12 protein-coding genes are annotated in these 13350 nt (G+C 69.3%); 6 read left to right on the plus strand and 6 right to left on the minus strand.

Annotated features, from left to right (window positions below; all coding sequences use genetic code 11):
• The first annotated feature begins 9 nt into the window (after nt 1-9).
• The 6 genes from HUA76_RS10695 to HUA76_RS10720 all read left to right on the plus strand — a co-directional run bounded on the left by HUA76_RS10695 (nt 10) and on the right by HUA76_RS10720 (nt 7421).
• Entirely contained in the window at nt 10-3087 is a 3078-nt protein-coding gene (locus HUA76_RS10695) for an IPT/TIG domain-containing protein (RefSeq protein WP_174460777.1), read from the plus strand.
• Nucleotides 3084-4232, plus strand: a complete 1149-nt coding sequence (locus tag HUA76_RS10700) for a hypothetical protein (RefSeq protein WP_174460778.1) — start codon at nt 3084-3086, stop codon at nt 4230-4232. The genes HUA76_RS10695 and HUA76_RS10700 overlap by 4 nt, the downstream gene beginning before the upstream one ends.
• 134 nt (nt 4233-4366) lie before the next feature.
• Nucleotides 4367-4891: a hypothetical protein gene (locus tag HUA76_RS10705; protein ID WP_254614127.1), complete on the plus strand. Its 525-nt coding sequence runs from the start codon at nt 4367-4369 to the stop codon at nt 4889-4891.
• Nucleotides 4892-5014: 123 nt separating this feature from the next.
• On the plus strand, nt 5015-5740 hold the full coding sequence (locus HUA76_RS10710) for an SDR family NAD(P)-dependent oxidoreductase (protein ID WP_174460779.1): 726 nt from the start codon (nt 5015-5017) through the stop codon (nt 5738-5740).
• Complete coding sequence (locus HUA76_RS10715; protein ID WP_141643642.1) at nt 5737-6582, plus strand: dihydroneopterin aldolase; 846 nt, start codon at nt 5737-5739, stop codon at nt 6580-6582. Before HUA76_RS10710 ends, HUA76_RS10715 begins: the two co-directional genes overlap by 4 nt.
• Before the next feature lie 89 nt (nt 6583-6671).
• The gene (locus HUA76_RS10720) at nt 6672-7421 is read left to right on the plus strand and encodes a queuosine precursor transporter (protein WP_174460780.1); all 750 of its coding nucleotides are present in this window, start codon (nt 6672-6674) and stop codon (nt 7419-7421) included.
• Nucleotides 7422-7436: 15 nt separating this feature from the next.
• Here HUA76_RS10720 and HUA76_RS10725 read toward each other — a convergent pair whose 3' ends face one another.
• From HUA76_RS10725 to HUA76_RS10750, 6 genes are all read right to left on the minus strand, one after another.
• A complete protein-coding gene (locus tag HUA76_RS10725; protein WP_174460781.1) occupies nt 7437-8753 on the minus strand; it encodes a hypothetical protein in 1317 nt (438 codons plus the stop codon).
• Nucleotides 8754-8848: 95 nt separating this feature from the next.
• Nucleotides 8849-9577, minus strand: coding sequence for an ATP-grasp domain-containing protein (locus HUA76_RS10730; RefSeq protein WP_174454356.1), 729 nt, complete (start codon nt 9575-9577; stop codon nt 8849-8851).
• Nucleotides 9578-9633: 56 nt separating this feature from the next.
• On the minus strand, nt 9634-10545 hold the full coding sequence (locus HUA76_RS10735; RefSeq protein ID WP_174453999.1) for an alpha/beta fold hydrolase: 912 nt from the start codon (nt 10543-10545) through the stop codon (nt 9634-9636).
• Entirely contained in the window at nt 10545-11666 is a 1122-nt protein-coding gene (locus HUA76_RS10740) for an alpha/beta fold hydrolase (protein WP_174454000.1), read from the minus strand. The genes HUA76_RS10735 and HUA76_RS10740 overlap by 1 nt, the downstream gene beginning before the upstream one ends.
• Nucleotides 11667-11668: 2 nt before the next feature.
• Nucleotides 11669-12073 (minus strand): hypothetical protein, encoded by a 405-nt coding sequence (locus HUA76_RS10745; protein WP_141643637.1) that lies wholly within the window; start codon nt 12071-12073, stop codon nt 11669-11671.
• A 111-nt stretch (nt 12074-12184) separates the two neighbouring features.
• Entirely contained in the window at nt 12185-13219 is a 1035-nt protein-coding gene (locus HUA76_RS10750; RefSeq protein WP_141643636.1) for a M23 family metallopeptidase, read from the minus strand.
• Nucleotides 13220-13350 lie beyond the last annotated feature (131 nt).

The raw sequence follows: 13350 nt of genomic DNA on the forward strand, positions 1-13350 counted from the left end.
CGTGGGTTCGTGCTGGGTCTGTTGGTCCTTGTCCTCGCGGCCTGCGGAGGCTCGTCCCGACCACCGGGCGACCTGCCGGACGCGGGTTCACGTGATGCGGGTGCGGAGGACGCAGGCCGCACGGACGCGGGGACTCAGGTCGACGCGGGGGCATCGGCCGCGCCCGTCATCCACTCGGCGCTGCCCACGCGGGGAGAGAGTGGGGGTGGAACCTGGGTGACGTTGAAGGGCCGTGGCTTCGTGGAAGGGGTGGCCGCGACGCCCTCGGAAGCCGCGCTGCGCACGGAGGTGCGGGTCGGCTCGCGCGCGGTTCGGGACTTCCAGCTCATCGACGACACCACGCTCGACCTGCGCACGCCTCCTGGCATCGAAGGTACGGCAGACGTCTCGGTGAAGAACCCGAATGGGACGACGGTCTGCGCGGCGTGCTTCACGTACTTCGATGTCTTCGACTTCCGCGCTGTCTCGCCCGATACGGGAGCGCAAGGGGGCGGTGACACCGTGGTGCTGGTGGGCGCGGGCTTCCCTTCGAGCACAGGGCTCCAGGTCCTCTTCGGAGGCACGGCGAGTCCCTCCGTCACGCGAGTGTCCTCCTCGGAGCTTCGAGTCGTCGTTCCCTGGAGCACCACTATTGGCTCCGTCGACGTGCGGGTGCAGGGCGCCGGCGTGGGTGACGTGCTGAGGCGTGCATACCGCTACGTCGAGGACACCCGCGTCACCGACATCGAGCCGCTCACGGGGACGATGTTCGGGGGCACGTCCGTCGTCTTCACGGGACAGGGCTTCGAGGGCACGACGGAGGTCTTCTTCGGAGACACGTCCGCGCCCTCCTTCCGCGTGGAGTCACCCACGCGCCTCGTGGTGGCCTCGCCACGGCACATGGACATGGAGACAGTCCCCGTGCGCATCGTCACCCCGCGAGGTGCCTGGACGGTGCGCCAGGGATTCACGTACGCGGACAGTCCGCAGGGCACCGTGTTCGGCGTGTTGGGAGTCTTTCCACGCGTGGGGACGCGAGAGGACGGCACGGTGACGCTGACAGGACTGGCGTTCGACTTTCCGGACCTCTCCGTCACTTTCGATGAAACGCCCGTCCAGATTGTCGCGGCGACCCGGTTCACGCTCACGGTCCGCGTTCCGCCGCGAGGCACGCTTCCGCGTACAGTCCCCGTGACGGTCAGCGCGGCCTCGCTGCGCAGTCACCTCCCAGGGGGCTACACCTATCGGCTCGCGCTCACGCGGGTGACGCCTGGAACGGGCCCCTCGGGAGGAGGAAGTCAGGTCCTCCTCGAAGGAGACGCACTGCCTCCGGATGCCGTGGTGCGAGTCGGCGCGCTTTTTTCTCCAGATGTGACGGTGCTGGGAACGACGGAGCTCCGCCTCACCACGCCGCCAGGTGGCGCGGGAGCGCACTCGCTCCATGTCTCCTCGGCGAGCGACCCGGAGAACGAAGCCCTGCTCCCGAACGCCTTCACCTACGAGCCCGCGCTCGTGCTCTCCCAGGTGGAGCCCGCGCGCGGTGCCATCGCGGGAGGCTCGCGAGTGACGGTGCGAGGGACCGGCTTCGTCGAAGGCATCCGCGTCACCTTTGGTGGAGAGCCCGCGAGCGACGTGCACGTGGTGGACGCCCACACCCTCACCTGTCGAACTCCCGTGTCGCGGAGCCAGGGGCCCGTGGAGGTGGCCGTCATCCAGGGAGCCGTGCGCTCGGCGCTCTCCGAGGCCTTCACCTACTTCGACCCGCGAGGCCCTGGAGGTCTCTCGGGTGCGCTGCTCACGGGAACGTTGAATGTCACGGTGCTCGACACTTCCTCGGGGACCTACGGGCAGCCCGTCGTGGGCGCGAAGGTCCTGCTCGGCACGGGCTCGCCGGCACTCCTCCAGGGTGAGACGGATGCACGCGGACAGTTGACGCTGTCCGACTCACGGATGGTGGGCGCGCAGAGCGTCACCGTCTTCAAGGCGGGCCACGACGTGGTGACGGTGGCGGGTATCCGCTCGGAGAACCTGACGGTGTACCTGCGCCGTCTCGACAGCGAAGGCAACCCGGGCAATCCGCCCGTGCCCGCGAGTGCTCGAATCACGGGCCGGGTGCGAGGCTTCAAGCCGCCCAGGCCGCTCCAGACTGGAGAGGTGTTGGAGGCTCGCGTCTTCGTGGCGCAGTTGAGCCCCGCGTCGGGCCCTCCTTTCGCGGGGCCCGGAGACCGTCGCGCGGAGACGTGGCGGATTCGCGAAGAGGGTGGCGCCTTCGTCGTGCAGGCGCAGCCCGGCTTGCGCGCGGTGTACGCGGTGCTCGGCGTGCTGAAGGACGAGGTCGACTTCGAGCCCTACCTGCTCGGCGTGCGTCGCGGCATCGCGGCCTCGGGCACGCGGGTGTCCGAAGGACAGGACGTGGTGTTCGACGTGCATCTGGACGTCACCGCGCCCCTCTCCGTGGCGGGGCCCGTCATCATCGCGGGCGAGGAAGCCCTGCATCAGGTCTACGCGTGGCTGGACCTGGGCGCGGAGGGACTGGTTCCTCATCCGCACAACTGGGGCACGGGCTCGCGCTTCTTCTCCTCTGTCGAAGGGCCCGGTCCGCTGCTCACGTTCCCCCAGCTTCCTCGAGTGGACGGGGCGAGCCTTCTCTTCCTCGACCTGCTTCGAGGCACCACGGCCTATCCCCAGAGCGTGCTGTATCACCGTCAGCCAGGAGCCCTGGAGGCGGGCGTGACGCTCCCGCCGATACTCCCGTTCCCTGTCTTCACCGAGCCCGCGCGGGATACCCGCTTCACGGGAGCGGTGGCCTGGACTCCATCGTCCTCCGGTGCCACCCTGGACGTGCAGGTCCTCACCCTGATGGCGCCTGGTACGACAGGCGGCATCCGCTGGACCGCCGTGCTTCCGGGAGGTGAGACGCGGGCGACGCTCCCTGAGGCCGCGTTGCAGTCGCTGCGCGCGGAGCTGCCCGAAGGCGCGCGACTTCGCGCGGACCTCTCCCTCGCGCGAGTCCCTCGCTTCGAGTATTCGCAGTGGACCTACGACACGCTGTCCACCGCGACCTGGACGTCGTACGTCCTGGGGCGCTCGGAGGTCTTCGACCCGTGATGCGCCGCTGGCTTCCCCTCGCAGTGCCGCTGCTGCTCCTCCTCGCCGCCTGTCGCGGTGACGCTCCCGTGGGCGATGAGGGCTGTCGCGTGGACTCGGACTGCGGCACGCCGTCGGAGGCGTATCGGTGTGACACGGAGACGTCGGCCTGTCGGTGTCGCACGGACGGCGCCTGTGCGCCGGGAGAGCTGTGCAACGAAGCGGGCTTCTGCCAGGACCGCGCGGGCTGCGAGTCGAACGCGGACTGCGGTGAGGACTCCCTCTTCTGCGACACCAGCACCGGCACCTGCCTGACGCGCGGCCGTTGCGCCACGGACCTGCACTGCGCGCTGGGCGAAGTCTGTGACCTCGCGCGGACCACGTGCGTGGCGGGCTGTCGGACATCCGGAGACTGCGCGGGCACGGCCTGCCGCTGCGGTGATGCACCGTGTCTCTGCGACGCCACCACGCCAGAAGGGCGCGCCGCCTGTGCCCTGGGTGTCTGCGACGCGAGCTTCTGCGCGGACGCGCGAGACTGCGCCTTCGGTGAGTCCTGCGGCACGCCGTCGGGCGTGGAAGCGGGGACATGTTTCAGCGACTTCGACCCGGTGAGACGTCCCTACTGCGCCAACTGCATCTACGGCGGTGGCCTCCAGGTCTGCGGTCGCGGCGCGAACTTCTGTCTGCGCGAGACAGCGAGCCCGGGGACTGCCTTCTGCGGCGCGGACTGCTCGGAGGGGCAGAGCTGCCCTCATGGCTACCAGTGCTCGGACGTGGTGGTGGTCGCCAGTCGTGCGCGCTGTCGCTCGGATGCGCAGTGCGCGCCGTCGCCCTCGTTGCCGTGCCGTGAGGACTCGCACTGTGGACGTGGCGGGCGTTGCGTGAAGTCGGACGGACAGGCCGAGGGCGCGTGCGCGGGACGTTGCTCGATTGCGGAGGGGGACGTGGAGGGCTTCTGCTCATGCCAGCAGGACACCGACTGCGTGCAGGATGCTTGCAGCCAGGGCACGTGCACGGTGAGTCGTCGCTCGTGCGTGGGTGACGCGGACTGCCGGCCCATCCGCTGCGTGGACCATGAAGGCGCGGGAGGCTGTTTCGTGGGGCGCAACTGCGCTCCCGAGGAGGGCCTCACCTGCGCGGAGGTCGCACCTCGCTTCGCCCGGTAAGTCCCTGGTTCCACGGGGGTTTGAGCGCCTTGCCTACATCCGCGCTCGATGTCCGCGAGGAAGGGTGGTGCCCGATGGTGAATGTTCCGGAGGGTGCCCCGTCAGAAGTAGCAACACGACGGAGGACGGACACCATGGCTTTCAAGACTGCTCTCACCACCCTGGCTCTCGGCACCCTGTTCCTTGGTTCCTCGACGGCGATGGCGGAGGACGGCAGCGTGCGCGACTGGGCGACTCAGCAGGCCCGCCGCGGCGATGACCGAAACCATGACCGGGACAACGACCGTGACGACAACCGGGGCCACCAGGACCGGGACAACCGCCGGGGCCACCACCCGGACCGCTATGAGGCCCATATCCACACCGGCGGCTGCCACCACGCTCCGGCGCCCCGTCCTCCTTCCCGGGCTCGCGGCCGCTACGAGATGCAGACCGTGAACCGCTGGGTCGAGGGCCGCTACGAGAAGGTGTGGGTGCCCGAGGTGTGCGAGGAGCGTCGTGGCCGTCGGCACCGCGTCTCCCGCTGCTCGGGTGGCTTCTATGAGAACCGGTGGGTGGAAGGCGGTTACGTGCAGACCACGGAGTGGGTCTGGGTGTCCTACGAGCGCGGCAATGGCTGGAGCTCGAACCGCACGCACCCGGCCAGCTACTACCCGTAGTTCTCGCTGAGAAAAAACAGGGGGTCGAGGGGCGGTGCCGGATACGGGGGTATCCAGCACCGCCCTTCGTGTTTTCAGGTCCCCGGTGCCTTTCCCCGTGCGGCCTGTTAGTCAGTGCGCCGCATGGGGACCGCCTTCATCACGGGAGCAGGCATCCGCGTCGGGAGCGCCGTGGCGAGGGCGCTGGCTCGCGCGGGTTATGACCTGGCGCTGCATGCGAACCGCTCCATGGATGCGCTGGCCTCGCTGGCGGACGAGCTCCGGGCACAGGGACGCCGCGTTACCCTTCATGCCGCCGACCTGAGTCAGCCCGACGCGGTCGACGCCCTGGCCGCAAGCGTCCGCGAGGCCTGGCCCGCGTTGGACGTGGTGGTCCACAACGCTGGCCTCTACGAGCGGGTCGACTTCGCGGACATCTCGCGCGAGCGGTACCACACCATGCTCGCCGTCAACCTGGACGCGCCCTTCTTCCTCACCCAGGCGCTCTTGCCCGCGCTGCTCGCGGGGAAAGACCCGCTGGTGGTGCACGTCGGCGACATCGCCGGTGAGCGTCCGGAGAGCCACTTCGCGCACTACTCGGTGAGCAAGGCGGGCCTGTTGATGCTGACGCGCGCGCTGGCGGTGGAGCTGGCGCCGCACGTGCGCGTCAATGCCGTGTCGCCCGGCGTGGCCGCGTTCCCGGAGAGCTTCGACGCCGCCGCGCGCGAAGAGGTGTTGCGACACATTCCCATGGGACGCGAGGGCAGCGTGGAGGACGTGGCTCGCACCATCGTCTTCCTCGCGCGCGAAGCGCCCTATGTCACCGGACAGGTCATCGCCGTCGACGGCGGCAGGAGCGCGAGACTATGAGCGCGGAGCTGGCTTTCCATCCTCCCGTGGTCAATGACAGCAAGGGCCGTCCGCTGGACGTCATCGAGCTGCGCGGACTCACGGTGGACTGCATCGTGGGCGTGTACAACCGCGAGCGCGTCTCGGCGCAGCCGCTCCGGCTGGACGTGGCGCTCTTCCTGGACACGCGCAACGCGGCGACGGGCGGCCGGCTGGCGCACACGGTGAACTATGGGCGGCTGGCCGGAGAGCTGCGCTTCCTGCTGGAGGCGTGTCGTTTCGAGCTGCTGGAATCCGCCGTCGAGGCGGTGAGTCGCTACCTGCTCGCCACCCCCACCGCGGACGTGCCGCGCGCGCAGGTCCACGCCGCCACCGTGCGTGTCATCAAGCCCCTGGCCCTGGGCGGCCTCGCGGTGCCCTCGCTCCAGGTGCACCGCACGGCGGAGGAGATGAGCTACGCGTCGGAGGAGCGGTCCTTCGGTCGCCTGGACGTCATCCACGAGGGCGCGGGATACGGCGTGTATCGCCTGCGCGTGAAGCCCGGTGGCACCGTCCCCGCCAGCTCGAATCCAGGCATGGAGGAGAGCGAGCTGGTGCTGGGGCAGGGGCTGATGTCGCAGGGGCACCCCGTCGAGCGGGGCATGGCCTTCCACTGGCCCCGGGGCTTTCCGCGTCGCTACGACAACCCCTCCGCGCAGGAGCAGACGGTGCTGAGCGTGTATCGGCCCCGCTTCCTGGAGCCGGAGCCCCAGGCGGTGGAGCCGCGTGCGCCCGCGTCGGCGCTCCTGTCCATCACCGGCACGTCCTATTACCCCCATGACGAGCCCGCGGCGCCCGGTGTGTCCGCGGACAAGCAGCCCTGAGGACGGGGACGCACTCTCGGTGAGGGGACTGTTTCCGAGGACGCGAGACACGGTATGACGCGACTTCGGAGCCCAGAGGAAACAACGGCATGAACCTCGACAGGCGGATGCAGCTCTTCGTGGTGCTGGCGGCGGTGTTCGTCACGTCGCTGGTGGTGGGAGACCTCATCGGCGTGAAGCTGTTCGAGGTCAACCTGGGCTTCGTGGTGGCGGTCATGTCCATTGGCATGCTGCCGTTCCCGGTGACGTTCCTGCTCACCGACATCCTCAACGAGTTCTACGGCAAGAAGGCCGCCCGCTTCGTCACGTGGGTGGGCTTCAGCATGGCCATCTTCGCCTTCACGGTGATTGCCATCGCGGTGGAGGTGCCCTTCGCTCCGCTGACGCGCGCACCGGATTTCACGGGGACGGTGGAGGGCTCGTTCAACAACGTCTTCAGTGGCTCGCAGCGCATCCTGCTGGCGTCGATGATCGCCTATCTGGTGGGCCAGTTCTGCGACATCTCCATCTTCAACCTGCTCAAGCGCATCACGAACAACAAGATGCTGTGGCTGCGCGCGACGGGCTCCACGCTGGTCTCCCAGCTCATCGACACGGCGGTGGTCCAGTTCGTCGCGTGGACGGGCGTGCTGCCCACCGCGGTCATCTTCAACATCATCGCCACGTCGTACATCGTGAAGCTGCTCGTCGCGGTGAGCCTGACGCCCTTCATCTACCTGGGTCATGCCCTGGTGGAGCGCAAGCTGGGCATCAAGCCCGTGGTGCTGGGCGCGGACGGTGAGCCGCTCCCCGAGCCCGTGGCGGAGGTGGCCGTCCCCGCTGAGACGCGCGCCGCCTGAGGGGCGACGCGGGCCTCACGGCACCAGGCGTTGAAGGAAGACGTCCGTGTCGTCGGAGGTGAAGGACTCCTCGCCGCCCAGCGCGCGAGTGCCGGAGAATGTGCCCGTACCCAGGATGTCTCCGCCCGACAGGAAGGTGAGGTCTCGCAGGTGGAGGCTCTCGTCACACGGCTGGGTGACGTAGGGCGCCTGCCACGACAGCTCACCCAGGGGTGACAGCCGCGCCAGCTCCGAGCCGCAGCCATGCTTCCAGAGCACCGCCGCGCCTCCCTCCTCATCCGCCGCCAGTCGCGCGCCACGGGCCTCCCCTGGCGACTGGCTGGTCAGCGCATGTCCCCACAGCGGACGTCCCGCCGCATCGGCCGCGAGCACGAAGGCGGCGCGAGCGCAGCCCTCCGCGACACAGGACGGCATGAGCACGGCGCCTCCCCAGTGGAGCGTGCCCTGGAAGTCGCCCGTGAGTCGCAGCCCGCCATCGGCCGCGAAAATCACCTGCGTGAAGGAGGGTGCGTCCGGTCCCACCTCCAACTCCCAGTACACCTCACCGACGGGCGACAGCCGCGCGATGAACCCGATGCTCTCGAAAGGGGCCAGCGGGCGCTGCCCCGCGAGCACCGCGCCGCCATCCGAGTCCAGCGCCACGACGGACGCGGAGGCCAGCGCGGGCATCTCCTGGGACCAGCGCGCCGTGCCTCGGGTGTCGTAGCGCGTCACCAGCCGGCCGTGCGCCACCACGACTTCCCCTTCGATGTCCGCTGTCAGCGCCTTCACGGTGCCTGTCGCGCGAGCCCACAGCGGCGTGCCGTCCGAGGCCAGCTTCGCTACGAAGTGGCTGTCGGTGATGAGCGTCTCACCGAGGCGCAGCCGGCCCTCCAGCTTGCCAGCGACGAAGAGCTCTCCCCCGGAGGAGACGGCGAGGAACTGCGCGTGGGCCTGGGCCGCTCCGCTCTCGGACGGCTCGGGCATGAAGCTCCGCATCCAGAGCACCTGTCCCGCGCCATCATGGTGGGCGAGGGTGAGAGCCGTGCCGCCGCCATCCGTCGAGGACGCATCCGGTGTGCCCGTCGCGCCGTGGGTGGTGCCCAGCAGCACGCTGCCGCCCAGGCCGTCCGAGGCCACGGCCACTGCGTCCTGTCGCCCCAGGGTTCGCGAGTGAACGGTCCACCGCGCATCCCCCGGCTCCAGCGTCGGAGGCTTGGGGGGTTGTGGCGTGGAGCCTGGGTCTTCTTCCTCGGGGAGAGGGGCTTGCGTGGACGCGCCGCTCCCACCACAGCCGAGTGCTGTCCACACGCTCAGCACCAGCCCCGCAGTGCCTGCCCGCCACCGTCCCATGTTCATTCTCCGCGAGTCCGCTCACCCTCCGGCCGGAGGCGAAGCTGGGGTGTGGTGCTCCCGGAGGCAAGGCCCGCGTCGGACACTGAACGTTGTCAGGTGCTTCGCGGCGGTGGCTGAGCGAGTCCCGTCAGCTCACACCAGCGGGCGACGGTCAGCGCGGTGTAGTGCTCCGGCTCCAGTCCATACGCGCCCAGCGAGAAGCCGTCATTCCACTCCACCAGCGCTGTTTCACCGGTGGACAGCACGCCGAAGTCGACGGAGTAGCCCGCGGTCGCTTCCCCGGAGGACTCCAGGAGGCGGAGCGCTTCGTGGACTCGCGCCTCGTCGAGGGGCACCGTTGCGTCTCCCGCATAGTGACGCGTGCCCACGGGCCTTCCGTGCACGATGAAGACGCGGTACTCGCTCAGCCACCGCACCACCTCCGAGCAGATGAGCGGCGTGCCCTGTGACGCCCGCTCCAGGAAGAGGAGGTCGCTGGCGCTCTGGAAGACCTGGCCCGTGAAACGTTTCCTGCGTCCCTGGGGCTTGGCGAACACGGGCGGACTCGCGACGTCGTGCAGGTGCGAGGTGAGCTGTCGCACGGTGCTCGTCCAGAGTCGGCGGTGGAGGAAGGGCGTGAGGCTGGGCGGGTAGTCGTTCGTTGGAGGTGGCTCGATGCCCAACTGCTTCAGCGCGCCCAGCACCGTGGGCACGTAGCCCGCGACCAGCGTGTCCGACGTCAGCGGGAGCTGGCGCCGCTCCAGGCGCTTGGCGGTGAAGCACTCGGTGGGGACGCCCTTCGCGCGCAGGCCCTCCAGGAGCAGCCGCATCTCCGGCTCCATCCGCCCGTGTGCCTCCTCCTCGATGAAGGCCCGAGAGGGCCACCGCCCATCCTGGCTCACGAGCCCCGCCGTGCCAGCGGAGCGAGGATGTCGCGCCAGTGCGAGTAGAGGGAGAAGTGTCCGCCCCCGGAGAGGAAGTGGGGCACGGTGCGCGGGATTCGCGAGGCGAGATAGCGCCCCATCTGCGGCGGGACGATGCTGTCGCCGTCCCAGTACCAGAGGTCCATCTCTCCTCGAATCTCCTCCAGCGCGAAGTCCCAGGGCGATGCCAGGATGTGGGCTTCGCGGCGCATGCCCGCCACGCCTCGGCGCGTGGCCTCGCGTCGCCAGCCCTGCACCTGCGCGGCGATGTGCGGGTCAGACAGCACGAGCCGGTCATCCTCCGACGCATGCGCCAGCAGCGCCGCCAGGGCTCGCTCTGGATTCGAGCGCACCTGCCTGTCATGCATCGCCATCAGCGGATGCAGCAGCCACTCTGGCCACGCGGCCATGGCGTAGGCGTTGCGGTAGTCGCGGTTGACGCCCTCCATGCCACCGGGCCGCTTCAGCGGCGAGGCGCCGGAGACGATGGCGGAGCGGATGATTCGTTCGCCCAGTCGCCACACGGAGGCGGCGACATAGGGGCCGCCCGCGGATACACCGAAGAGGGAGAAGCGGCCTATCTTGAGGGCGTTGGCGAGCTGCTCAAGGTCGTCCGGGAAGTCCAGCAGCGTGCGGTCGGACTGGTAGTCGGACAGCCCATAGCCGGGCCGGTCCGGGGTGATGAGGCGCACGCCGAGGCCATGGGTGAGCCGGTCATCCGGATGCCGCATGTAGCGCGAGCCCGGGTTGCCGTGGACGAAGAACACCGGGACTCCGTCCAGGTTTCCCGACTCCACGTACGCGAGCCGCCGTCCATCCTTCAGCCGAAGCACGCCCTCACGGACCTGCACGCCCGAGCCCGAGGTGGTTTCCGAGACGGAGTGCATCAGGGCTCCATTGCTTGTGAGCGCGTGGCAATCCACTCGGAGATGGAGGGCCAGACATGGGTGGGGCCCTTGCTGGAGGCGGACAGCCCGATGTGGCCCACCGGATAGCGCCGCGTCTGGGCGTCCTTCGTGCCCACCAGGTCAACGAGCGGCTCGCTCATGGCGGGAAAGGCGATGGTGTCGTGCTCGGCGATGACGTTGAGCACGGAGGCCTGGATGCGTCCCAGGTCCACGGCCTCTCCGCCGACCTTCATGCGTCCCTGGTGGAAGAGGTTCTGCTGGTAGCAGTCCTTGATGTACTGGCGATACACCTCACCGGGGAAGGGCACGGGGTCCGAGCCCCAGCGCTCCATGGCGAGGAACGTGCTGACGAAGTCCGGGTCGTCGATGCGGCGGCACACCTCCAGCCAGCGCGTGAGGCGCTGCACGGGCGCCACCATGAGGAAGCCGCTCTCCAGCACGGGCGTGGGCACGTTGCCGTAGGCATCCACGAGCGAGTCCACGTCGAAGTGATTGGCGGCGGTCCACAGCGTGTAGACACCGCCCTTGCTGAAGTCCACGGGCGTGGCCTGCGCGACGAGGTTGCGCACGCCCTCGGGATGCAGCGACGTGTAGGCCAGCGCGAGCGTGCCGCCCATGCAGTAGCCGTAGAGCGTGAGGTCCCGGCTCTTGCTGACCCGCAGCGTCCAGCGCACCGCCGTCTGGATGAGCCCTCCGAGCAGGTCCGACCAGGTGAGGCGCTCCTCGTCCTGTCCCGGCACGCCCCAGTCGATGGCGTACACGTCGAAGCCCTCCTGCGTGAGGTGCTCGATGAGGCTGCGGCCCGGCAGGAAGTCGAGGATGTACCAGCGATTGATGAGCGAGTAGACGAACAGGATGGGCGTGCGGTGGCGCCGACGGGGCGCCGCGTAGCGCAACAGCCGCATGCTGCCCCGCGTGTACACGACGGTGTGGGGCGTGGCGCTGATGGGCGGCTCGCGCACACCGGAGGCCCGCTCGATGAAGGGCTTGAGGTACGGGTAGGGATTGAAGGGACGGGCCTTGAGCGCGTGAGCGACAGCGCGCGTGAGCTCGAACTGGCCGGTGACGAAGGAGCGCAGCCGCTGGGTGGACGCGGTCATGTTCAGGCGCCGGGCTTGGTGGGAGGGCTGTCGGACTCCTGGCGATGGAGCAGGTCCACCACCACCTCGAGCTGGGAGCCGAGCGCCTCGACCTGGTCATTCACGCGGCGCAGCTGGTCGCGGAGGCTCTCCACCTCGGACGTCGTGGGCAGGCGCAGCGTGTGCAGCGCGCTCTCCACGAAGCTGTTGCGGCGGATGCGGGCGTTGAGGCCCTGGCGCAGCACGGTGCCGCTGGCGCGCAGGTAGGTGGGGCTCTCGGAGACGCGGGTGAGGACACGGGTGAGGCGCTGCTCGGCGCGGGTGAACACCTGGCCCGTTCGAGTCTCCGGATGGGTGAGGTGGCCCAGGAGCTTCAATCCCCGGGCGAGGAGTCCCCTGGGTGGAGGCGGGCGGTCCGAGTCGCTCATGCCCGCGACGTTAACCCAAGCCGCGCCGGGGACGCAGGGGACCCTGTCCAAAAAGTGAATGGTGGTTCATGTTTGAAGCGGGCGGGGAAGCACCGCGTCACGCGGTGCCCGCTACTTCGTGGAGGCGTAGCCCTCGAAGGTCCGGGGGATGCCCTTGTCCTCGTCCACGTTGTTGAAGGTGACGGGGATGCTGTCGCCGCCCTTCTCCACATCGAAGTGGATGTGGCCGGTGAGGCTGTTGCCCACGTTGCCCACCTCCGCGAGCTGCTGTCCCTGGCTCACCGTGTCGCCCACGCCCACCTTCGCGGTGCCCTTCGAGATGTGGAAGTAGCGGCCCACCGTGCCGTCGCCGTGTTCGACTTCGATGCGGTTGTTGGGCTTGTCGCCGCCGTTGCCGCTGTTCGTGTCCACCACGCGCGACACCGTGCCCGCGCGCGCCGCCAGCACCGGGGTGCCGCACTGTCGACGGAAGTCCCAGGCGTATTCCTCGTCGTCGTTGTGGTTCAGGTGGGAGTTGTTGCCCTGGATGACCCAGGAGCGGTCTCCCTCGGGGTAGGGCAGCCGGTAGGGCGAGCTCGCCGCGCTGGGGTACTCGCCGGAGTCGATGGAGCCGCGCAGCACCAGCCACGCGCCGAGCCAGAACACTCCGATGAGGCCGTAGACGACGGCGCCCGTGAGCACGATGTTGCGCACCCGGTGCAGCTCCACCTTCGCCGCGCGCCCCTCGAGCATGCCGCGCGCGATGTGCGGGAAGGCGAACCAGAAGGCAAAGGCGGCGATGCTGCCGACAATCCCGCCCCAGTGGTAGAGGTTCGCCAGGAACGTGGGGCCACACGCGGCGAACGCTCCCGGCGCGAGCGCGACGGCGGTGAAGAGCGATGCGATGGCCGCCGCCAGCAAGGTCCGGGACGTCCAGCGCAGGCTCTCGTCGACCTTGTCGTCGCTCCCCTTGGCCACCGGCAGCGTGAAGCGCAGCGCGTGGATGACCAGGGCGACGAAGGCCGCCCAGACGAGCAGGCCCAGCACCGAGGAGAGCACCATGGGCGTCTCTCCCGTCAGGCCCGCGAAGGACACCCCGAACATCACCAGCCCATACACGCCGAAGACCGCGAGGATGATGGACCAGGTCGTGCCGTAGCGCTTCATCGCGCTTCCCCCTGCCTCGCGAACATCGGCCCACCGGGACTCCGGCGGGGAGCGCGAGGCTTCTCCCTCCTTGGAGTTGCGGTGGGTCGGGGTGTGACGCCACCAGGCAGTGGAGCGGGCGGGCACCCCGT

It is taken from the genome of Myxococcus sp. CA056, assembly GCF_013336715.1.
Taxonomy (GTDB): Bacteria; Myxococcota; Myxococcia; order Myxococcales; family Myxococcaceae; genus Myxococcus; species Myxococcus llanfairpwllgwyngyllgogerychwyrndrobwllllantysiliogogogochensis.